Below are 19,326 nucleotides of genomic sequence, written 5' to 3' on the forward strand. Positions count from 1 at the left end.
GCCGTGGCGGCCCGACGGGGTTCCCGCGCCGGGCCGCGCCGGCTTCCCCGTTCACGCGTCTGCCCTCCACCGGTGGCCGGGCACGGTGCGCCGGGTGATGCTGGTCCGGCGCGTGCCGGCTCCGGTGCACCGGTGCGCCGGAGCCGGAGGGCGGGTGGAGCCGTGGCGGACGCCGAGACCCGGGCCGGGCGCGGAAAGGACCCGGGCGGGCCGCACCTGCTGGACGAGGACCTGCTGGACGAGGCCCTGCTGGCGACGCTGTTCAGCCAGTCCTCCGTCGGCCTGGTCGTCCTCGACCCGCAGCTCCGGCTGGCCCGGGCCAACGCGCTCGGCGACGGCGTCGAGATCGGGGCGTACATCGGCCGCCGGTTCACCGAGGCCTTCCGGCTCGACGACCCGGGCGGCGCGGAGCAGCTGCTGAAGCGGGTGCTCGCGGGCGAAGGCCCGGTGCGCGACCGTCTCGTGCGGGGCCGGCTGCGCGAGACCCCCGGCGACCGGGAGTTCCTGGTCTCCGCCTACCGCCTCGACGCCCCCGACGGCCCCGACGCACCCGCCCTCGGCCTGCTGGCCGCGATCGTCGACGTCACCGAGCGCCAACGGGCCCGCGCCCGGGAAGCCGCGCTCGCCGCCGTACGGGATGCCGTCGGCGGCTCCCTCGACGTCGCCGCCACCTGCCGCGCCTTCGCCGACGCCCTGGTGCCCGGATTCGCTGACCTCGCCGTGGTCGAGGTGGTGGACGACGTCCTGCGCGGCGCCGACCCGCCCCCGGGCCCGCTGCCGCCCGACACCCCGCTGCGCCGCGCCGCGAGCGGCCGGTGCGACGCCGTCCGGGACACGGCGGAGGGCGGGGGAGAGGGCCGGGCGCGGGAGCGCTTGACGGGGATGACCCGCCGCCTGGCCGCCCGTACGCCGTACGCGCTCGCCACCACCGACCTGCGGGCCCGGCTCGTCCCGCTCGCGCCCGACACCCCCTGGCTGGACACCGACCCGGACGGGGCGCGCGCCGTGACGGAGACCGGCGCGCACTCCCTGATCGTCGTCCCCCTCACCCTGCGGGGCGCGGTCCTCGGGCTGGTCAGCCTCTACCGCTGCGGGGCGGCCGAGCCGTTCGACGAGGACGACGTCTCCCTGGCCGGTACGGCGGCCACCCGGGCGGCGCTCAGCATCGACAACGCCCGCCGCTACGAGCGCGAGCACGTCATCGCCTCGACGGTCCAGCGGCGGCTGCTCCCGCAGGCCGAACGGCAGCAGGCCGCCGTCGACACCGCGCACGTCCTGCTGCCCGGCCGGGACAGCGGCTGCTGGTTCGACACCATCGCCCTGTCCGGCGCCCGCACCGCGCTCGTTGTGGGCGGCGTGGCGGGCGAAGGCCTCCAGTCGGCCATCGCCATGGGCCAGTTGCGTACGGTCATCCAGGCGCTGGCGGGCCTCGACCTGGAGCCGGAGGAGGTCCTCGCCCGGCTCAAGGAAACCGCCGACCGCCTCGCCCACGAGCGCGCCTCCCTGCCCCCGGCCGACGAACTCCAGGGCGAACCCCTGAGCGCGGGCTGCCTGTACGGGGTCTACGACCCGTTCACCCGCACCTGCACCGTCGCGCGCGCCGGGCACCCCGCGCCGCTGATCGTCGGCCCGGACGGGCGGGCGGTCGCGCTGGACGTGCCGGAAGGGCCCGGACTCTTCTCCGACGACAGCGCGCTCTTCGCGCCCGCCACCGTCACCCTGGAGGTGGGCAGCCTCCTCGCGTTCTGCACCGCCGACCTGCTCTCGGGCGACCAGGCCGCCGAACGCATCACTCAGGCGCTCGCCCGGCCGGGCCGAAGCCTTCAGCAACTGGGCGACGACATCGTGTACGCGCTGCCGGACGACACCCGCTCCGCCGGTGCGGCCCTGCTCCTGGCCCGTACCGGTACGGTCTCCGACCATCTGGTCGCCACCTGGGACCTGGCCCAGGACCCCACGACGCCCGGCACCTCCCGGGTGCTCGTACGCGACCGGCTCCAGGGCTGGGGCCTGGGCGAGGACACCGTCGAGGCGACGGAGCTGATCGTCAGCGAGCTGGTCACCAACGCCGTCCGCTACGGTGCCCCGCCGCTGCGGCTGCGTCTCCTGCTGGACTCGACGCTCACCTGTGAGGTCCACGACGGCTCCACGGCCTCCCCGCACCTGCGGCACGCCGGGACCGTCGACGAGGGCGGCCGGGGACTGTTCATCGTCTCCCGGCTGGCCTCCCACTGGGGGGCCCGCCACGGGCCGGACGGCAAGGTGCTGTGGACCGAGCAGGAACTGCCGGACGACGAGCGGAACGACGAGGGCGGTGAACAGGACGACGAGGCCGGCGAGCCGGAGGGCGCGGGGGACGGGCCGGGCGGGGCGGGTGACGGGCCGGACCGTGCGGGCGGCGAGCAGGGCGGCGCGGGCGGCGGGCGGTAGCGGCGAGGGGCGCCCGGGGGCGGAGGCCCGGAGGCCGGTGCCTCCGCCGCCCCGGGCCCACCGCCCCGCCTACCGGAGCACGATGTTCCGGCCCGGGCCGCCGTCGACGGTGTCCTTGCCGGGGCCGCCGACGACCAGGTCGTCGCCGCCCTCGCCGTGCACCATGTCGTCGCCGGGGCCGCCGAGCAGGATGTCGTTGCCGTCCCCGCCCATGACGTGGTCGTCACCCGGGCCCCCGTACACCAGGTCATCGCCCTCGTACGCCTCGATCATGTCGTCGCCCCGGCCACCCCACAGCCGCTGGTCGCCGTCGACGGCCATCAGGTGGTCCATGCCGTCGCCGCCGTCCAGGACCACGCGCCCCATGACCATGTCGTTCCCCGCGTCGCCCCGCACCGTGTGCGCGGTGTGGGCGTGCAGCATGTCGTCGCCGGGGCCGCCGCTGACGGTCGCGACCCCGGGGTCGCTGGTGGCGATCTCGTCGTCGCCGTCGCCCAGGAAGACGTCGATCCGGTCCGGGCGGGAGCTGTCGGTGGGCAGTTCGCAGACGACGTAGGTCTCGTCCCCGGGGGTGAGGTAGGCGCAGTGGTCGCCGGGTACGAGCGGGACCGCGTCGCGGAAGCCGATCCGGCGGACTCCGTCGCCCCGGTCCATGGGCACCACGTGGAGGTCGTTCGTCTGTCCCGCGCCGGCGGTGAAGGTGATCGACTGCTTCGCCCAGTCGGCGCCGACGCGGGCCTTCGCCGCGGTGGCGCCGGGGGCCGCGACCGCCGGGGACGCGGCGAGGCCGGTGGCGAGCAGGGCCACGACGGCCGCGCGGGCGGTGAGTCGGTGTCGGTTCATGGGACCTCGTCTCGAAGGGGCGGCCGGGTGGCGGCCTGCCGGCGGGGCCTGCCCGGGGTACCGGCGACCGCGGTCGCGAGGGCGGCTTCCTCGCGGCCGCGGCCGGCGCGCTCCGGTACCCGGACAGGCCTGGTTCGTCCCGGCAGGCGCCGGGAGGGGTGCGGTACCGCGTCAGCTCTCGTTCACGCGGTACCGCGTTTGCTTACGTTCACGTGCGACGCGTAACCGCTTCCGTTCACGTGCGACGCGGTACCGCGTTTGCTCACGTGCGACGCGGAACCGCGTCAGCTCACGTTCACGTCCACGCAGGCGTAGAACGCGTTGGCGGTGTCGGCGATGTTCCACACGGCCAGCACCTTCTGCTTGCCGGACAGGCCGCCGAAGCTGACCTGGTGGGTGACGGTCTCGCCGGGCCGGGCGCCGCCGTCGTTGAACTCGGCGATCTTCTGGCCGCCCGCGTAGTACTGCCAGGTGCTGGTGGCGTGCCGCGCCGTCAGCCGCCAGTTGAAGCTGGTCGTCCGGCCGACCGGGGTGACCTTCCAGCCCCTGCCGTCATCGTTGAGCTCGGCGAAGCGGGCGTTGCCTCCGCTGCAGCTCATGAGGCCCTTGGGGCCCTCGACGCTCTGCGGCTCGTACTTGATGTCGCCGCAGGGGACCGTGCGGGCGGCGCACTGGGCCTGCCGGCTGGGGGGCGATGAGATGTAGCCGTGCGCGCTCGCGCTGCTCGCGGGCAGGCTGACGGCCAGGAGCGGGGCGATTCCCGCGCCGATGGCGACGGCTAAGAGCCTCTTGCTTTTCATGACAACTCCTCTGTGGGGGTCCGTGCCTGCCCGCGTGACGACGGATCAGGCATGCGCATGTCAAGCAGTCACGCCGTGACGGTGGGGTTGTCACGGGTAACGACGGAAGCGTACCGCTCTTGGTCTAGACCAAGCTAGACCCGGGCGCGAGCTCTGTGCCCGGCCGCCGGGCCGGGACCGCGCCGAACAGGCGCTCCAGGACCACCGCGACTCCGTCCTCCGCGTTCGACAGGGTCACCTCGTCGGCCGCCGCCCGCAGCTCCGGGTGCGCGTTGCCCATGGCCACCCGATGGCCCGAACCGGCGAACATCGGCAGGTCGTTGGGCATGTCCCCGAACGCGACAGTCCGCTCCGCCCCGATCCCCAGCAGTTCGGCGGCCAGCGCCAGCCCCGTGCCCTTGTCCACGCCGCGCGGGGCCAGCTCCACCGTGCCCGGCCCCGCCATGGTCACCGTCGCCAGATCGCCCACGGCCCCGCGCGCTGCGGCGGTCAGCGCGTCGTCGCCCAGCTCGGGGTGGCGCACCAGCACCTTGATCACGGGCCGCTCCCACAACGCGGCGCGGGAGCCGACGCGTCGGGCGGGAAGCGTCGGGTTCGGCATCCGGTACCCGTCCTCGATCAGGGTCACCCCGTCCACGCCGTCCTGGTCCACGGCGGCGAACACGGCCCCCACCTCCGCCTCGATCTTCCCGAGCGCGGTGTCGGCGGCCTCGCGGTCCAGCGTGACGGACCGCAACAACCGCCCGCCGCCGCCCGCCCCGGCCTCGTACAGCTGGGTGCCCTGCCCGCAGACGACGAGCCCGGTGTACGCCAGGTCCGCGAGCAGCGCCCGTATCCCGGGCACGGGCCGCCCGGTGACGACCAGGTGCCGGGCGCCCGCGGCGGCGGCGAGGGCGAGCGCGGCGCGGGACCGGACGCTCACGGTGTCGTCCGGGCGCAGCAGGGTGCCGTCCAGGTCCGTGGCGACGAGGTCGTAGGCGGGGGCGGCGCCGGGGGCGGTGCCGGGGGCGTATGCGGGGGGCGTGGGCATGGGCCCCAGACTAGAAGGACCTGGATGGCCGCTTGCGCGTCAGGGACGTATCGGGTAAGTGCCGAGACCGTTGTCAGGCGACGGTCAGGCGACGGTCAGGCGATGGTCAGGAGACGGCCCCGCCGGCGTTGCGGACCAGCTGCCGCAGCACCTTCACCGTGGTGACGTAGTCCGCGTCGGAAATGCCCGCGTGGAGCGCGGCGCGGATCGCGGGAGCGTTGCGCTTGAGGTCGAGGCGCGCCTGTTCCCCCTCCTCCGTGATCCACAACCGGCCTGCCGCGTCCCGCGTGAGCCAGCCGCGCTGTACGAGTTCCCCGGCCGCGACCGCCAGGTCGTCCTCGGGCCGGATGTACGAGGCCATGGCCCGCTGGAGCTCGGGGACGGTCATTCCCGCGCCGTCGGGCGAGATGTCATCGGCCGACAGATTGCGCAGAAGCCAGAACTGGGGCTGGGTGTAGCCCTTCTCGGCCTGCCGCTCGCGGATGTACGCGATCAGCGCCTCGTAGGCGACGCCGGTCCAGTAGGCGGCGGGCTGTCCGGCGAGTTCGGCGTCGCTGAGCTGTTGATCCGACATGAGAACGTGCTCCCTCGGTGGTGCGGACCGGACCCGGACGGTCGTACGGGCCTTGCGGTGACCGTAGAACCTCAAGTGCGGTCGAGGGCAAGGGCAAGGGCGAGGGCAAGGGCGCGGGCAAAGGGCGGGCTTGGCGGGGCCGGTCCGGAGGAGCCCCTCCGGGGCCGGTCCCGGAGGGGCTCGGGCAAGGAGGTCAGCGGAGGATGCCGCTGTAGGCGTTGAGCGCGGGCTGGCCGCCGAGGTGCGCGTACAGCACGTTGGACCCCTTGGGGATCTCGCCGCCGCGCACCAGATCGATCAGCCCGGCCATGGACTTGCCCTCGTAGACCGGGTCGATGATCATGCCTTCGAGCCGGCCGGTGAGCTTGATGGCGTCCACCGTGGACGCCACGGGCACGCCGTAGAGGTCTCCGGCCCAGCCTTCCAGCACGGTGATCTCGTCGTCCTTCAACTCGCGTCCCAGGCCGATGAGTTCGGCGGTGTTACGGGCGATCCGCGCCACCTGGGCGCGGGTCTCGGCGAGCTTCGCCGACGCGTCGATGCCCAGGATCCGCCGTGGCCGGTCCTGGCCCGCGAACCCGGCGATCATGCCGGCCTGCGTGCTGCCGGTGACGCTGCACACCACGACGGTGTCGAAGAAGACCCCCAACTCCTGCTCCTGCCGCTGCACTTCGCGCGCCCAGTTCGCGAAGCCGAGGCCGCCGAGGGGATGGTCCGAGCCGCCCGCCGGAATGGCGTACGGTGTGCCGCCCGCGGCCCGTACGTCCTCCAGCGCCTGGCGCCAGCTGTCCTTGACGCCGATGCCGAAGCCCGCCTGCACCAGCCGCACGTCGGCGCCCATGATGCGGGACAGCAGGATGTTGCCCACCTTGTCGTTGACCGCGTCGGGCCAGTCCACCCAGCTCTCCTGGATCAGGACCGCCTTCAGGCCGGCGCGGGCGGCGACGGCCGCCACCTGCCGGGTGTGGTTGGACTGCACGCCGCCGATGCTGACGAGGGTGTCCGCGCCCTGCCGGAGGGCGTCGGGGAGCAGGTACTCCAGCTTGCGGGTCTTGTTGCCGCCGTAAGCGAGACCGGCGTTGCAGTCCTCGCGCTTGGCCCAGACGCGCGCCCCGCCGAGGTGGTCGCTGAGCCGGTCCAGGGGGTGCACCGGGCTGGGGCCGAACAGCAGGGGGTAACGCTCGAAGTCGTCAAGGGACATCGTGGGCTCCTCGGTGGGTGGGGACGGGTCCGGCACGGTGGCACCGCGGGGGCGTCGTGCGACGGAGGGCGTTCAGGGGGGGGTGCGTCCAGCAACATCAGGGAAGCGTGTCCAGCAACGGCAGCAGCGTCTGCCAGTTCGCCCGGGTGGCGGCCACCGCACCCTCGACGTCCCCGGCCGCGCACAGCGCGATGATCCGGTCGTGCTGGGCGACCGACCCACGTCCGCTCAACGAGGAGAAGCGCAGCCGCTCCAGGCGGCGCAGCACGGGCGTGAACTGATCGAGGACGGTGGTGACGGCGGCGTTGGCGCAGGCGGTCACGGCCACGCGGTGGAAGGCGTCGTCGGCCTCCAGCGCCGCTTCGGCGTCGTCGCGCCGCAAGGCCTCGGCGAAGCGGGCGTTCGCCTCGCGCATGGCGTCCAGCTCCACCGCGTCCAGCCGCGGAACCGCCTCCCGTACGGCGAGTTCGTGCATGGCGGAGGTGACCGACTGCGCGGCCCGCACGGCGCGGACGTCGAGCGGGCTCACGATGGTGTACCGGCCGGGCTTCGTCTGCACCAGCCCCGCCTGCTCCAGCCGCGCCAGCGCCTCGCGCACCGGCGTACGGCTGACCCCGAGCCAGACGGCCAGGTCACCGTCGTTGAGGCGTTCACCGGGTGCGAGCGTGCCGTCGACGATGGCGTCACGGATGGCCCGGTAGGCGCTCTCGCGCAGGAGCGACCGGGAGACGAGACCTCGGTTCTGCGGAACGGGCATGCAATATATTGCATGCTGCGCGAGTTGGGCTGTCAAGACCCAGGGCCAGAGGACCGCCCGCACGACCGCCGCCGCCACGCCCGACTGAGCCGGCGTGAGGCCGGGGCGCGGCCAACGGCACGCGGAAGACAGGCGGTTGACAGTGCCGAAAGCCTCAGCCGCAGCGGTGCCGACCCGCCGATAGGGGCGTCGGCCGCGAGATGAAATGCGAACAGCGGCTTTAACAATCTCGCCGACGTTCTGTTAAAACCTCGCCCCGCCAAGAACCTTGATGGCGCCCGGCCGTTGGGCCACAGTTCATCTCGCGGCGGGCATCGCTCCCGCCGCCGGGCGAAAACTCACCCCCGGCGACACGCGCTGACGTATCGCCGAATCAACCCCCCTCGCGAGCTTTCGCCTGCCATCCGGAAGGAATCAGCGTGCGCAATTCCCGTCATTCCCGCATTTCCCGCAGCTCGCGCAGCTCGCGCAATGCCCGCAAGTACAGATTCGCCTTCGTGGCGGCCGCGCTCTCGGCTTCCGTGGTCATGGGCACCCAGGCCACCGCTCAGGCCCAGGACGCCGCCCCCGCCGGGAACGCGTCCACCCCGCGCTACCAGCCCGAGATGGTACGGGCCCTCGCCGCGTCGCTCGGCGTGGACGAGAAGGCGGCGACCGACCGGCTGGACCGGCAGGACGCCCAGCAGAAGCGGCTCGCCGAGCTGAGCAAGGGCGGACTGGCCGACGACGGCGCGTTCTTCGACGCCTCCGGCAAGCTGACCGTCAACGCCGAGGACCGCGCCGACGTCGCCCGGTTCGAACGGGCCGGACTCGACGCCCGGCTGCCCGCCCGCGGCGAGAGCACCCTCGACCGGATCAAGGCCCAGCTCGACGCCTCCGCCGCGAAGAAGACCCCCGCCGGAGTGGTGGCCTGGTCCGTGGACCTCGCCGCCGACCAGGTCGTCGTCAAGGTGAACAGCGACCGCTCGGCCCCCGCCAAGGCGTTCCTCGCCGCGGCGGCCAAGCACGGCTCCGCCGTCAAGATCGTGCGCGGCGAGGAGAAGCTCGCGCCCCAGGCCGCGATACACCCCGGCAGCAAGATGACGATCAACAACACCACCGGCTGGTGTTCCGTCGGCTACGGCGCCCGCGACCGGTCCGGCAACCAGTACCTGGTCACCGCCGGCCACTGCGTCGCCAACCTCCCGACCCTGCGCTACGACGGCACCGCCTTCGCCAAGGGCGTCAAGACCCGCTACGCCCTCGGCACCCGCAGCGTCGACATGGGCATCGCCTCCGTCAACTCCGGCCACTCCATCACCACCAGCGTCGGCACCTGGGGCAACACCAGCCCCATCGCCGTCCGCGGCAGCAGCCGGGCCTACTCCGGCGCATCGGTCTGCAAGTCCGGCGCCACCACCGGCTGGACCTGCGGTTCGGTCGGCTCCTACAACGTCTCGGTCACCTACGTCGACCTCAACGGCGGGCCCGACACCGTCGTCACCGGCCTCGCCACCTCCAGCGTCTGCACGGAGGGCGGTGACAGCGGAGGCGCGTACATCTCCGGCAACCAGGCCCAGGGCATGACCTCCGGCGGCCCCACCAACCAGCGCTGCACCGGCGGAGTCAACTCCCGCGGCTCCTCCTACTTCCAGCCGCTCGACGACACCCTGCGCTACTACGGGCTGACCCTCAACACCAACTGACCTGCGACAGAAGGGCTGACCAGGGGCCGTCCACCGCACTAAGGTGGGCGGCCCCCCGCGCCGCCGGTGCCCGCAGACCGTTGAGAGACGCCATGCCGCATCCCCTCCCCGCCGCCACCGACGGTCTCGAAGACCTCCCCGGGGCCGACGCGACCTTCGCGGCCGTGTTCCGCGAGGCCCTGCGCCGACGAGGACTCCCGCTGGAACGCATCCGCGACCACCTGCGCGCCCAGCAGATATCCGTCAGCCTCGCCACCCTCAGCCACTGGCAGCGTGGCCGCAGCCAGCCCGAGAAGGCCCAGTCGCTGCGCGCCGTCGACGCCTTGGAACCGCTGCTCGATCTCCCCACCGGGGCCCTGCGCTCGCTGCTCGGCCCGCACCGCCCCCGGGGCGGCGCCCGGCCGCCCGACCCGGCCGCCGCCCGGGGCGTCTTCGGCGAGGACTCCGACGTCGAGCAGGCCCTCGGCGACGCCTTCGCCCACTTCAACGCCGGTCTGCGCGCGCTCACCGTCCAGGAGACGGTCTGCCTGGACGAGCAGCGCGCCATCCGCGAGACCTCGGTCACCACGGTGGTGCAGGCCGTCCACGACGGCGTGGACCACCTCAGCATCGTCCACTTCCTCGACTCACCGAAGGCCGGAACTGCCGTCCTCGACGTCCCCGGCCGCCCCGCACCACGCATCCGGTTCCTGGAGGAGCTGGGCTGCGTGGCGGCCGAGATCCCGCTCGGGCGTCGGCTGGCCCGTACGGAGACGGCGGTCGTCGCCTACACGCTGCGCGCGGAGGGAGAGACCTCCTGGCAGCACGAGCGCCGCGTCACGGTCCCCCTGCGCGCGTACCTGCTGCACGTGCGCTTCCACCCCCGGGCGGTGCCCACCCACTGCTGGGGATACCGCCGCGAGCGGATCGGGGCCGACCCCAGCCACCGCCACCGCGCGGCCCTGGACGACTTCCACACGACCCACCTCGCGCCGACGCGGTGCGTACCGGGCGTGTACGGGATCGAGTGGACCTGGCCGGACTGAACGACGCGAGGCCCCACCGCGTGTGTGCGTGCGCGGTGGGGCCTCGGTGTACGGGCCTTGCTGTACGGGCCTCGCTGTACGGCTCCGATGGCTCAGCCGGTGCCGAAGCCCCCGGCCCGGACGCCCGCGACGAAGGCGCTGAACGCGGAGGCGGGCACGGTCAGGGCCGGGCCGCTCACGTTCTTGGAGTCGCGGACGGGGACGACGCCGTGCGGGGTGGCGAGGTTGGTGGCGACCTCGACGCACTGGCCGCCGTTGTCGCTGTACGAGGACGTGAACCAACGGGGGGTCTCGGCCGTCATGGGTGCCCTTCCGTAGTTACGGGAGTTACGGGTGCTGCAACTCACCGGACTTGATACCCGTGACGAAGGCGGTGAACGCGCCGGCCCGGACGTTCAGGCTCGGACCGCTCACGTTCTTGGAGTCGCGGACGGGGACGACGCCGTGCGGGGCGGCGAGGTTGGTGGCGACCTCGACGCACGCACCGCCGTTTTCGCTGTAGGAGGACGTGAACCAACGGGGGGTCTCGGTTGTCACTGGATGCCCTTTCGCAACTGCCTGAACATGTCTACGGACGCGGCCTGAGAGGGCGCGAGCGCCTGCATCTGATGGTAGGCCGTCAGATGCTGCACCACCGAGCCACTTTCACGCTCCAGATAGCCCTGCTGCGCGGACTCCGCGTACGACATCAGCGAGCGGTCGGGCATGGTCAGGATGTAGAGCGGCAGACTGAAGGGGCGGTCCTCGCCCATGGTGAACGGCACCACCTGGATCACCGTGTTGGGCTGCTCGGCGAACTCGATCAGCCGGTCCATCTGCGCCTTCATGACCTCCGGTCCACCGACCGGACGGCGGAGGCAACTCTCGTCCAGCAGCGCGAAGACCAGCGGAGGCTTCTCCCGGACGAGGGCCGCCTGGCGCTCCGCGACCAGCGCGACGCGCTCTTCCGCCTGGTCGGCGGTGATCCCCTGACGCCGGACGGCGCTGTCGGCCAGGACCCTGGCGTACTCCGGCGTCTGGAGCAGCCCCGGCATGACGCCGACCTCGTACAGCCGGATCTCCGCCGCCCGGCGCTCGTAACGGAGGAACTCCGGGAAGCCCTCCAGCAGGCTGCCGTGCTTGATCTGGCTCAGCTCGCGCTCGAACGACGCCTCGGTCCCGGTGAGTCCCAGCACCCGGTCCGTACTGCGCGAAAAGCGCAAGGTAGCGAGTTTGCGACCAGTTTCCACCGACGAGATGTGCGTGCTGGAGTAGCCGTTGTGGCTCCCCAGCACCTCCTGCGTCCAGCCCCGCTTCTCCCGTAAGCCGCGCAGACGTGCACCGTAGGCCGCCTGCGCGGAGCTTTCCGGGTTCAACTCCTTGATGTTCACGGACCCCAGCCCCGAATCTTCCGTGCCGAATGGAAAAGTTGATTGGCTTCTCACGGTAGGTCACGCTGAATCGCCCCGGTAGTCATTCGGCTACAGAGAGGAGCGATAGGTGTACGGCGAGAACGTGTGCCCGAATGTGCGGCAGCCTCCCGACCCCCCGGCCCCCGGCACGCTCGTGGTGGATACCGGTCGGGGTGACCGGGTGGGGGAGTTCCGTGGGGTCGCCGGTCCGTACTGGTCGTTGCGGCCGGTGGGTGGCGGGGCGGAGTGGGAGGCCGAGCCGCTCCGGGTCCGGCCCGCGCTCCTGATAGAGCAGCTTCGGGCCAGGACGGCGCGTCTGAATGCCCGTAGTCGGGGTGAGGTGCTGTGAACGCGGCCCCGGCGCAGGTGCGTTGGTACGTCGCCGAGAGTCACGGCGGCGATGCGGCGCGGTCCGTCCGGCTCGGCGGGTTCCTCGCGCCGACGCGGCGGCTGGCTCTGCGCTGGCTGCGGCGGCAGGCGCGGCGTTTCGCGGACGCGCTCGATCCGGATCCGTATGTGTCCTGGGTTGCGGCCGGTGCGTTGTACCCGGTCGCTGTCGGGGGCCGGCGTGATGCTCCGGCCGAACTCCGTTCCTGGGCGGACAGTTTCGGTGAGCACGAGTATGCGCTGGGGCGGCTCGCGGAGGGCCTGCCGTACGAGTTCGTCGCCCGGGACGCGGTGGCCTGGTACGGGCTGGTCATGCGTCCCCTGGCCCCCGCCGCCCGTACCCCTGCCTCTGCCTCTGCCTCTTCTATTCGTCTCCGGCAAGGATGAGCGTCATGCTGCAGTGCACTGCCTTCACCGAACTTCCCGAGATGGGTGCGCGGGTCGCGCTCATGGGCCTGGCGGCCGGACCCGGCCAGGCATCGGAAGCGCCCGATCTGGACGACTTCCTGCTCTGTGAGCTGGGCGAGCACGAGGAGGGGAGCGAGCACGCGGCCCAGCTCTGGTCGGCCTCGGCTCCGGCCGGGCGGGATCTGTGGATGTTCTGGACCGACGGCGACGGTCGCCGGACGTTCCGCTTCACGGAACTGCTGCCGTGTCCGGCGGTCATCCACCGGCTGTCCGTCAGGGAAGGGGACGCCTGCATGCTCTACGACCGGCACCCGGCCGCGCACTCCTGGGACGTGAGGGATCCGCTCGCCGATCTGATGACGGAGCGGATCCGGGAGGACGTACGACGCGACCGCGACCGCGACGGCGGCGGGCCGGACACCTTCTAACGGCGCTTGCGCCCGACGGCGTTCCGCAGGCCGCCGGTCAGGGTGCCGACGCCGGTGCGCAGGGCGATGTAGTCGAGGGCGCTGCCCACACCGCGAGCAGCCCACCTGAACGCTCTCACCAGCTGTTCGTCCATCACGTCGTTCTTTCCCTCGGCCGTACGTCGTCGTCTCCCTGTATGACGCATCTACTGCGAGAGGGGTTGCCCCGGCCGGCTGTGTGGCCGAACCAGCGGTGGGCGTGGCAACCCGCCCGCCCGCAAGGCCCGTCGCGGGTCAGCTCAGGCAGAACTCGTTGTCCTCGGGGTCCAGCATCAGGACCCAGCTCCCACCCTGCTCGTTGTACGTGCGCAGCACCCGCGCGCCCAGCCCCACCAGCCGTTTCTCCTCCGCGTCGCGCTGCCCCGGCGCGGAGTGCACGTCGATGTGGAGGCGGTTCTTCACCGTCTTCGGCTCCGGTACCCGCTGGAACAGCAGCCGCCGCCCTTGCCCCGTACCGCTGACCTCGTCGTACGGATCGTCCGGATGCCGGGCCGCCGCGAGGTCGAGCCAGGCGCGGCGGCCGTGGGCGTGGGTCGTGATGGCTTCCGGTACGGCTCCGGCCGCGAGCAACTGCTCGACCAGCGGGCTGTTGTCCTCGACGAGGTAGCCGAGGGCTGCCGCCCAGAACCCGGCCTGTGCGTGCGGGTCGGCGCTGTCGATCACGAGCTTCCAGGACAGTGTCTGCGTCATGGAAACCGTTTATAGTGGTTACATGAGTGAAAAGGCAACGGACACGCCGGATCTGGCCGAGCGGAGCGCACGGACAGGGCGGCCTGAGCGGTCTGCGTGGCCTGAGCTGCCTGAGCGGTCGGGGCGGGCCGTGCGGCCGGGGCGGCAGGGGCCCGCCGGACTGTTGCTGCGGCATCCGGACGGCAGCTCGTTCCGGTTCGATCCGGGCGCGCTGTGTCTGGAGCTGTTGCCGACCGGGGGCCCGGGCCCCTTGGCGTACTTCGAGGTGCTGCGCGAGCCGGCCGACCTGGTGCGCTGGGCGGAGGAGAGCCGGCTGCCGGACGGGCTCGGTCCGGGCGGGCTCGGTCCGGACGGTGATCCCGGTCCGGGGGTGGGCCCCGCGCTTGTCGTGAGCGCGGGGGAGGTGGCGGACGCGCGTGTGCTGCGCGATGCGCTCTGGCGGCTGGCGGAGGGCCATGTGGGCGGGGCACGGCCCGGCCGGGACGACCTCGCCACCCTCAACGACGCGGCGGCGCACCCGCCCCTGACGGCCCGGCTGACCGAGGGCGGCGATCGGGAGTGGGCTCCCGGGGGTACCGGAACCGGGCTGCTGTCCTCCGTCGCCCGCGACGCGGTCGAGCTGTTCACCGGGGCGTACGCGCACCGGATCCGCACGTGCGGCGCGCACGACTGCCGCCTGCTGTTCGTCGACACCTCCCGCCCCGGCCGCCGCCGCTGGTGCTCGATGGAGCGCTGCGGCAACCGCCACAAGGTCCGCGCCCACCGCGCCCGGCTCACTGCCGACGGGGAGGCCGACGGGGAGTGAGGGGCGCTCTGTCGCACGTGTGGTCGATGCCGACTATCTCTGTGCATGGGTCACGGAAATCTATGCTCGCTGGAGTAGACATTGGTGGGTGCGGTGGCTATGGTTTCTCTTGTAGCGCAGAGAGACAGAAGGGCCCGGCAGAGATGAACTGCCGGGCAGCAGTACACGAAGTCGCCGTTCGCGGCACAGTGCGGTGGCGGAGTTTCGAAGCCAGGGTTGTTGCAGGACGGCGACGGGACTGGCGACCGCACTGGGTGGCCCGCAGTGATCAGGGGCCGCCGTCAGCAGGACCGCGGTTCACGCGGGAGCAGTACGGCAACACCAGCGGTACACAGCAATACCAGCAGTTCAGCATCACCAGCAGTAGGCAAGTGATTCATCCCAGAGGGAAGAACGGAGGAGCGAGGCGCCATCAGGATCGCCCGGGCGGAGGCGTGAGCCCGGGTACCGCAGGACATCGATAGTGAGGTGGTCTCCGGTCAAGCAACCGCGATCCCCGCAGCCCCGGCGCATTCCGGACCGGGTCGGCGGAAACACAGGGCCGGCGGAGTAACAGGGCCGGCAGATGGTGTAGCAGTTCCTTCGGGGCCCGAGTGCCGTACGGCGCTCGGGCCCCTCCACGCGTTCCACAGAGAGGTGCAAATGACAGCAGGCGAATCATTCGGGCGTCTCGATGACGACGACTATCCCGCCTACACCATGGGCCGGGCCGCCGAGATGCTCGGTACCACACAGGGCTTCCTCCGAGCTGTCGGAGAGGCCCGCCTGATCACCCCGCTGCGCTCCGAGGGCGGGCACCGCCGCTACTCCCGGTACCAGCTGCGCATGGCCGCACGGGCCCGGGAGCTCGTCGACCAGGGGACCCCCATCGAGGCTGCCTGCCGCATCGTCATCCTCGAGGACCAGCTTGAGGAAGCCCAGCGCATCAACGCCGAATACCGCGCCGCCGCATCGGAGAAACCGACGTCCGCAGGCTGAGGTGGCGTCGCCGCCCGGCCCTGATCCGTGTCGGGGCCGGGGCGTCGAACCGGTTCCGGTCTGCCGCCCGGGCGATACCGGCGGCCGGGCCCACACCGCGCGCCGAGAGGCCGGCGGTCAGCGCGCGGTGGTGCTCTCAGTGGTCGGAGTAGCTGAAGTCGCCCATGGTCCAGGCGCTGACGTCATCGATCGCCACGCGGTACATCCCGCCCGTCTCCGGGATTCCCACCGTGCCCTGCAGAATCCGCGCCACATGGAAGTGCAGATGCGTGGGCGCCTTGTCCCCGGGTGCCGGGGCGGTGAAGGCGGCGGAGAACTCGCTCAGCTGGGCCGAGTCGGCCAGGACCTCCGACACCCGCTGCCTCCAGGCCGCTTCGGGAGCCAGTCGCCCCGTGATGACAGCACCACCGGCGACCACGGTCAGGGTCATCTGATTGCTGTGCCCGGACTCCACCAGGGCAGCGATATCAACAAGCAGTTCGTCAGGCTTCGACATGGGCCCAATCCTATGCACCGCTGTCCGGCCGGTTCGAGGGGTGTGCCGTCACCGGCGCCCACAGCGCCGGGTCAGTGCGCCTCGGCCCGGCCCGGGGGGAGGCCGGCGCAGGCGGGGCAGGTGTGCCGGTCGATCGCGGCCAGCAGGCGCGTGGCAGCCGTCTGTACGGTCCGCGCCGAGGACGCGCCCCCGGGCTCCGGCGTGCCGGGTGCGGCGGCCAGCCGGGCGGCCGTGGCGCGGCCCGCCGCCACCGTGTCGTGCGCGGCGCGGGTCCACGCCGGGTGCTCGGCGTTCCCGGCCGCCAGGATGGTGGCGAGCAGGTCCAGGACGCCCGCCCGGTCCCTGACCGTGTCCGTCGCCGCCAGCTCCCAGAGGAACGGCACCGTCGCCGCCGTCGAGTCGAAGACGGGCGGGGTGCCGATCCAGCGCTCCAGATCGCTCAGCGCCTCGTCCGAGGTCGGCGCGTCCCCCCAGGCGATCCGGGACAGCACGCCGGGAACCTGGGACGCGGAGCCGTACGCGTGCTGCAACTCGTGCCACCGCACGTTCCTCATGGCCCCCAGGACAGTCCCCATCCGGGCACTCAATCAGCCTTTACCGCACGGCGTCCACCATGCCGGAGGACCGTTCCGCGGACCGGCCCGTTCCGTGCAGCCGGCGCAGATACTCCCGTACGGGGCGGGCGTCGTCCGCCGGGGCGACCACGCCCACGTGGTGGTCGGGGCGGACGACCACCACGGTGCCCGTGCCCGTACGACCGGAGGCTCCCGTTCCGTACGCGGCGGCCGCGTGGCCCGCGTGGTCGACCACTGCTCCCGGCTCCACCGCTTCCGGCTCCGCCGCCCCGGCCCGGTGCTCGTGTGCCGCGTACACCCGGCAGATCCGCACCCCGGCGTCGCCGTACGCCTCCGCCACCTCCCGCAGGACCGCCGCGCTCCCGGGGCCGAAGCCGAGAACCGTGGTGCGGGGGCCCGCGAAGACGCGGTGCAGCCGGGTCCGTGCCCCGGTCGCGGCGTCGGCGCAGGGGGCGTCCGGGGCGCGGTCCCCGGCGGTCACGCCTGCGGGAGCCCCCGCGTGGTGGGCGGCCAGGGAGCTCCAGCGGTACCCGGTGTTCAGGCCGGTGGTGTCGGGGGTGATCGCCGCGTCCAGGCCGCCGCCGGGGCGGCGGATCGCCTCCAGGGTGGCCCGCAGCCGCTCCGAGGTGAGTTCCAGGGTCCGGGCGGCCACCGGGAGGCGCTCCTCCTCATAGGTGTCCAGCAGTTGCGCGTCCGCCTGACCGGTGAGCACCAGACCCAGCTTCCAGCCCAGGTTGAACGCGTCCTGGATGCCGGTGTTCATCCCGAGGCCGCCCGCGATGGCGTGTACGTGCGCCGCGTCGCCCGCGAGGAGGACCCGCCCCGCGCGGAACCGGTCCGCCATCCGTACGTTGACCCGGTACGTCGACAGCAGCTCGGCCCGGGTCAGGGCCTGGCCGGGCAGAGCGGTGTGGTGGGCGAGCAGCCGCCGGAACCCGTCGGCGGTGGGCGCGAGCGGCCGTCCCCGCCCGTCCCGCTCCGGCCCGGCCTGGAACCACCAGCCCGTCCGCGTACCGGGGATCGGGCAGAGCATCACCGCGCCGTCCTCGTCGAACCACTGGTGCCAGCGGGTGCGGTCCAGGGCGCCCTCCGCCAGGCCGACATCGCCGCAGACCATCACCTGGTCCTCGTCGGTGGTCCCCTCGAACCCGATCCCGAGCAGCTTCCGTACGGAGCTGTGGGCGCCGTCGCAGCCGACGACGTACCGGGCGCGCCCGGCCGACCCAGCGGCGTACGCGACGTCGACATGGCCTCCGCCGTCCTCGTGCCGCCCCTGCGTCAGACCCACGACCTCGCGGCCCGGCTCGACGCGGACGCCGTACCCGGCCAGCCGGTCGCGGAGGATCCCCTCCAGCCGCCATTGGGCGATCAGCCACCCCCGGTCGTAGGGGGTGTCCGGGGACGGCACGGCGTCCGCCCACGGATCGGCCTCCGCGACCGGGAGGCGGTCGCGGTACTTGAGCATCGGCAGCGGGGCCGAACCGGCGGCGAGCACCTCCTCGGCCACTCCGAGATCGTCCAGGATCTCCAGCGAGCGGGGGTTCGGCCCCTTGGCGCGCGAGGTGCGCGGAGGGGCGGGGGACCGGTCCACGATCCGTACGGCCACGCCGCGCCGGGCCAGGTCGCAGGCCAGCACCAGCCCCGTGGGACCCGCCCCCACGATGATGACGTCGGTCATGTCCATGCCTCTCCTTCGGTCACGCTCCCCGGTCTCCGGGACCAGGAAAACGTAACCGAGTAAGAAAAGCAACTAGGTAATCTTTTGTTGTGCCGGGCTCGGGGCCGCGGAGGTGGGGCCCAGGGGCGGGGCTCCGGGGGCGGCGCCCGCCGTGGCCAGCAGCTTCAGCGCCTGGACCCGGTTGCGCCGGGCGGTCCGCAGCGCGTCCCACGTCAGCAGCGAGAGCGCCAGCCAGACCAGGGCGAACCCGGCCCACCGCTCGGGCGGCATCGACTCGTTGAAGTACAGGACGCCCAGCCCGAACTGGAAGACCGGGGCCAGATACTGGAGCAGCCCCAGCGTGGACAGCGGCACCCGGACCGCCGCCGCGCCGAAGCAGATCAGCGGCACCGCCGTGACGATGCCCGTCGCGGCGAGCAGGAACCCGTGCCCCGCGCCCCCGGCGGTGAAGGTCGACTCTCCGGTGGCGGAGAGCCAGAGCAGGAAGCCGAGCGCGGGCACGAAGAGCACGGCGGTCTCGGCGGCCAGGGACTCCAGGCCGCCCATGTTCACCTTCTTCTTCACCAGGCCGTAGGTGGCGAAGGAGAACGCCAGCACCAGCGAGACCCAGGGCGGCTTGCCGTAACCGATCGCCAGGACGAGGACGGCGGCCAGGCCGGTGGCGACCGCGGCCCACTGGACCGGCCGCAGCCGTTCGCCCAGCAGCAGGACGCCCATGGCGATGGTGACCAGGGGGTTGATGAAGTAGCCGAGCGAGGCCTCGACGACCTGGCCGTTGTTCACGGCCCAGATGTAGAGGCCCCAGTTGACCGTGATGGTCGCCGCCGCGACCGATATCAGGCCCAGCTTGCGCCGGTCGCGGACCAGCTCACCGATCCAGGCCCAGCGGCGTACGACGAGCAGGGCGACGGCGACGACGCCGAGCGACCAGACCATCCGGTGCGCGAGGATCTCGACCGCCCCGGACGGCTTGAGCAGCGGCCAGAACAGCGGGACCAGGCCCCACATCCCGTACGCGCCGATTCCGTACAGCAGGCCTGCCCGCTGTTCGTTCTTCCCCTCCACGTGCCCTCCCGGCCGCCCGCGCCGGCGGATCCGCCGACGGC

23 protein-coding genes are annotated in these 19,326 nt (G+C 72.7%); 8 read left to right on the forward strand and 15 right to left on the reverse strand.

Annotation, left to right across the window (positions count from 1 at the left end):
- The first annotated feature begins 162 nt into the window (after nt 1-162).
- Nucleotides 163-2,430 (forward strand): SpoIIE family protein phosphatase, encoded by a 2,268-nt coding sequence (locus PSQ21_RS20925; protein WP_274032148.1) that lies wholly within the window; start codon nt 163-165, stop codon nt 2,428-2,430.
- 69 nt (nt 2,431-2,499) lie between these two features.
- Here the strand turns inward: PSQ21_RS20925 and PSQ21_RS20930 are convergent, their stop codons facing one another.
- The 6 genes from PSQ21_RS20930 to PSQ21_RS20955 all read right to left on the reverse strand — a co-directional run bounded on the left by PSQ21_RS20930 (nt 2,500) and on the right by PSQ21_RS20955 (nt 7,635).
- A complete protein-coding gene (locus PSQ21_RS20930; protein WP_274032149.1) occupies nt 2,500-3,273 on the reverse strand; it encodes a calcium-binding protein in 774 nt (257 codons plus the stop codon).
- A gap of 284 nt (nt 3,274-3,557) precedes the next feature.
- Complete coding sequence (locus PSQ21_RS20935) at nt 3,558-4,073, reverse strand: lytic polysaccharide monooxygenase auxiliary activity family 9 protein (protein WP_274032150.1); 516 nt, start codon at nt 4,071-4,073, stop codon at nt 3,558-3,560.
- A 124-nt stretch (nt 4,074-4,197) separates the two neighbouring features.
- Nucleotides 4,198-5,103: an HAD family hydrolase gene (locus tag PSQ21_RS20940; protein ID WP_274032151.1), complete on the reverse strand. Its 906-nt coding sequence runs from the start codon at nt 5,101-5,103 to the stop codon at nt 4,198-4,200.
- 106 nt (nt 5,104-5,209) lie between these two features.
- Complete coding sequence (locus tag PSQ21_RS20945; RefSeq protein ID WP_274032152.1) at nt 5,210-5,677, reverse strand: MarR family transcriptional regulator; 468 nt, start codon at nt 5,675-5,677, stop codon at nt 5,210-5,212.
- A gap of 193 nt (nt 5,678-5,870) precedes the next feature.
- Nucleotides 5,871-6,878, reverse strand: a complete 1,008-nt coding sequence (locus PSQ21_RS20950; RefSeq protein ID WP_274032153.1) for a 1-aminocyclopropane-1-carboxylate deaminase — start codon at nt 6,876-6,878, stop codon at nt 5,871-5,873.
- Between the two features lie 97 nt (nt 6,879-6,975).
- Nucleotides 6,976-7,635, reverse strand: coding sequence for a GntR family transcriptional regulator (locus PSQ21_RS20955; RefSeq protein WP_274032154.1), 660 nt, complete (start codon nt 7,633-7,635; stop codon nt 6,976-6,978).
- Between the two features lie 527 nt (nt 7,636-8,162).
- Here PSQ21_RS20955 and PSQ21_RS20960 point away from each other — a divergent pair.
- The gene (locus tag PSQ21_RS20960; protein ID WP_274035868.1) at nt 8,163-9,320 is read left to right on the forward strand and encodes a S1 family peptidase; all 1,158 of its coding nucleotides are present in this window, start codon (nt 8,163-8,165) and stop codon (nt 9,318-9,320) included.
- Between the two features lie 92 nt (nt 9,321-9,412).
- Nucleotides 9,413-10,345, forward strand: a complete 933-nt coding sequence (locus PSQ21_RS20965) for a hypothetical protein (RefSeq protein WP_274032155.1) — start codon at nt 9,413-9,415, stop codon at nt 10,343-10,345.
- 92 nt (nt 10,346-10,437) lie between these two features.
- On the opposite strand, the gene PSQ21_RS20970 is transcribed toward PSQ21_RS20965, so the two are convergent.
- Genes PSQ21_RS20970 through PSQ21_RS20980 form a run of 3 tightly spaced genes read right to left on the reverse strand, consistent with a single transcriptional unit; the run spans nt 10,438 to nt 11,715 of the window.
- Nucleotides 10,438-10,647: a DUF397 domain-containing protein gene (locus PSQ21_RS20970; protein ID WP_274032156.1), complete on the reverse strand. Its 210-nt coding sequence runs from the start codon at nt 10,645-10,647 to the stop codon at nt 10,438-10,440.
- Nucleotides 10,648-10,672: 25 nt separating this feature from the next.
- Nucleotides 10,673-10,882, reverse strand: coding sequence for a DUF397 domain-containing protein (locus PSQ21_RS20975; RefSeq protein ID WP_274032157.1), 210 nt, complete (start codon nt 10,880-10,882; stop codon nt 10,673-10,675).
- On the reverse strand, nt 10,879-11,715 hold the full coding sequence (locus PSQ21_RS20980) for a helix-turn-helix domain-containing protein (protein ID WP_274032158.1): 837 nt from the start codon (nt 11,713-11,715) through the stop codon (nt 10,879-10,881). Before PSQ21_RS20980 ends, PSQ21_RS20975 begins: the two co-directional genes overlap by 4 nt.
- Before the next feature lie 109 nt (nt 11,716-11,824).
- Here PSQ21_RS20980 and PSQ21_RS20985 point away from each other — a divergent pair, with 109 nt between their 5' ends.
- The 3 genes from PSQ21_RS20985 to PSQ21_RS20995 are packed head-to-tail and all read left to right on the forward strand — an operon-like array spanning nt 11,825 to nt 12,959.
- Nucleotides 11,825-12,085 (forward strand): hypothetical protein, encoded by a 261-nt coding sequence (locus tag PSQ21_RS20985; RefSeq protein WP_274032159.1) that lies wholly within the window; start codon nt 11,825-11,827, stop codon nt 12,083-12,085.
- Nucleotides 12,082-12,510, forward strand: coding sequence for a hypothetical protein (locus tag PSQ21_RS20990; protein ID WP_274032160.1), 429 nt, complete (start codon nt 12,082-12,084; stop codon nt 12,508-12,510). Before PSQ21_RS20985 ends, PSQ21_RS20990 begins: the two co-directional genes overlap by 4 nt.
- 5 nt (nt 12,511-12,515) lie before the next feature.
- The gene (locus tag PSQ21_RS20995; RefSeq protein ID WP_274032161.1) at nt 12,516-12,959 is read left to right on the forward strand and encodes a hypothetical protein; all 444 of its coding nucleotides are present in this window, start codon (nt 12,516-12,518) and stop codon (nt 12,957-12,959) included.
- Here PSQ21_RS20995 and PSQ21_RS21000 read toward each other — a convergent pair.
- Entirely contained in the window at nt 12,956-13,096 is a 141-nt protein-coding gene (locus tag PSQ21_RS21000) for a hypothetical protein (protein WP_274036109.1), read from the reverse strand. The two genes, PSQ21_RS20995 and PSQ21_RS21000, sit on opposite strands and share 4 nt — an antisense overlap.
- Before the next feature lie 136 nt (nt 13,097-13,232).
- Entirely contained in the window at nt 13,233-13,688 is a 456-nt protein-coding gene (locus PSQ21_RS21005; RefSeq protein WP_274032162.1) for a VOC family protein, read from the reverse strand.
- Between the two features lie 163 nt (nt 13,689-13,851).
- Between PSQ21_RS21005 and PSQ21_RS21010 the strand changes: the two genes are divergently transcribed.
- Both PSQ21_RS21010 and PSQ21_RS21015 read left to right on the forward strand, forming a co-directional pair.
- Nucleotides 13,852-14,493 (forward strand): CGNR zinc finger domain-containing protein, encoded by a 642-nt coding sequence (locus tag PSQ21_RS21010; RefSeq protein WP_274035870.1) that lies wholly within the window; start codon nt 13,852-13,854, stop codon nt 14,491-14,493.
- Between the two features lie 642 nt (nt 14,494-15,135).
- Nucleotides 15,136-15,471: a MerR family transcriptional regulator gene (locus tag PSQ21_RS21015; RefSeq protein WP_274032163.1), complete on the forward strand. Its 336-nt coding sequence runs from the start codon at nt 15,136-15,138 to the stop codon at nt 15,469-15,471.
- Nucleotides 15,472-15,607: 136 nt separating this feature from the next.
- On the opposite strand, the gene PSQ21_RS21020 is transcribed toward PSQ21_RS21015, so the two are convergent.
- The 4 genes from PSQ21_RS21020 to rarD all read right to left on the reverse strand — a co-directional run bounded on the left by PSQ21_RS21020 (nt 15,608) and on the right by rarD (nt 19,285).
- Nucleotides 15,608-15,967 (reverse strand): hypothetical protein, encoded by a 360-nt coding sequence (locus PSQ21_RS21020; protein WP_274032164.1) that lies wholly within the window; start codon nt 15,965-15,967, stop codon nt 15,608-15,610.
- Between the two features lie 71 nt (nt 15,968-16,038).
- Nucleotides 16,039-16,542: a hypothetical protein gene (locus PSQ21_RS21025; protein ID WP_274032165.1), complete on the reverse strand. Its 504-nt coding sequence runs from the start codon at nt 16,540-16,542 to the stop codon at nt 16,039-16,041.
- A 19-nt stretch (nt 16,543-16,561) separates the two neighbouring features.
- Nucleotides 16,562-18,226, reverse strand: a complete 1,665-nt coding sequence (locus PSQ21_RS21030; RefSeq protein ID WP_274032166.1) for an FAD-dependent monooxygenase — start codon at nt 18,224-18,226, stop codon at nt 16,562-16,564.
- A gap of 66 nt (nt 18,227-18,292) precedes the next feature.
- Nucleotides 18,293-19,285, reverse strand: coding sequence for an EamA family transporter RarD (gene rarD, locus PSQ21_RS21035; RefSeq protein WP_274032167.1), 993 nt, complete (start codon nt 19,283-19,285; stop codon nt 18,293-18,295).
- Nucleotides 19,286-19,326 lie beyond the last annotated feature (41 nt).

This window comes from Streptomyces sp. MMBL 11-1 (genome assembly GCF_028622875.1).
Taxonomy (GTDB): Bacteria; Actinomycetota; Actinomycetes; order Streptomycetales; family Streptomycetaceae; genus Streptomyces.

Coding starts and splice junctions, on each gene's coding strand:
- PSQ21_RS20970 (WP_274032156.1), bottom strand. CDS start 10,647: ATGACGGCCGAGACCCCCCGTTGGTTCACGTCCTCGTACAGCGACAAC.
- PSQ21_RS20930 (WP_274032149.1), bottom strand. CDS start 3,273: ATGAACCGACACCGACTCACCGCCCGCGCGGCCGTCGTGGCCCTGCTC.
- PSQ21_RS21025 (WP_274032165.1), bottom strand. CDS start 16,542: ATGGGGACTGTCCTGGGGGCCATGAGGAACGTGCGGTGGCACGAGTTG.
- PSQ21_RS20950 (WP_274032153.1), bottom strand. CDS start 6,878: ATGTCCCTTGACGACTTCGAGCGTTACCCCCTGCTGTTCGGCCCCAGC.
- PSQ21_RS21030 (WP_274032166.1), bottom strand. CDS start 18,226: ATGGACATGACCGACGTCATCATCGTGGGGGCGGGTCCCACGGGGCTG.
- PSQ21_RS20935 (WP_274032150.1), bottom strand. CDS start 4,073: ATGAAAAGCAAGAGGCTCTTAGCCGTCGCCATCGGCGCGGGAATCGCC.
- PSQ21_RS20955 (WP_274032154.1), bottom strand. CDS start 7,635: ATGCCCGTTCCGCAGAACCGAGGTCTCGTCTCCCGGTCGCTCCTGCGC.
- PSQ21_RS21005 (WP_274032162.1), bottom strand. CDS start 13,688: ATGACGCAGACACTGTCCTGGAAGCTCGTGATCGACAGCGCCGACCCG.
- PSQ21_RS20995 (WP_274032161.1), top strand. CDS start 12,516: ATGCTGCAGTGCACTGCCTTCACCGAACTTCCCGAGATGGGTGCGCGG.
- PSQ21_RS20945 (WP_274032152.1), bottom strand. CDS start 5,677: ATGTCGGATCAACAGCTCAGCGACGCCGAACTCGCCGGACAGCCCGCC.
- PSQ21_RS21020 (WP_274032164.1), bottom strand. CDS start 15,967: ATGTCGAAGCCTGACGAACTGCTTGTTGATATCGCTGCCCTGGTGGAG.
- PSQ21_RS20965 (WP_274032155.1), top strand. CDS start 9,413: ATGCCGCATCCCCTCCCCGCCGCCACCGACGGTCTCGAAGACCTCCCC.
- PSQ21_RS21015 (WP_274032163.1), top strand. CDS start 15,136: ATGACAGCAGGCGAATCATTCGGGCGTCTCGATGACGACGACTATCCC.
- PSQ21_RS20960 (WP_274035868.1), top strand. CDS start 8,163: ATGGGCACCCAGGCCACCGCTCAGGCCCAGGACGCCGCCCCCGCCGGG.
- PSQ21_RS20940 (WP_274032151.1), bottom strand. CDS start 5,103: ATGCCCACGCCCCCCGCATACGCCCCCGGCACCGCCCCCGGCGCCGCC.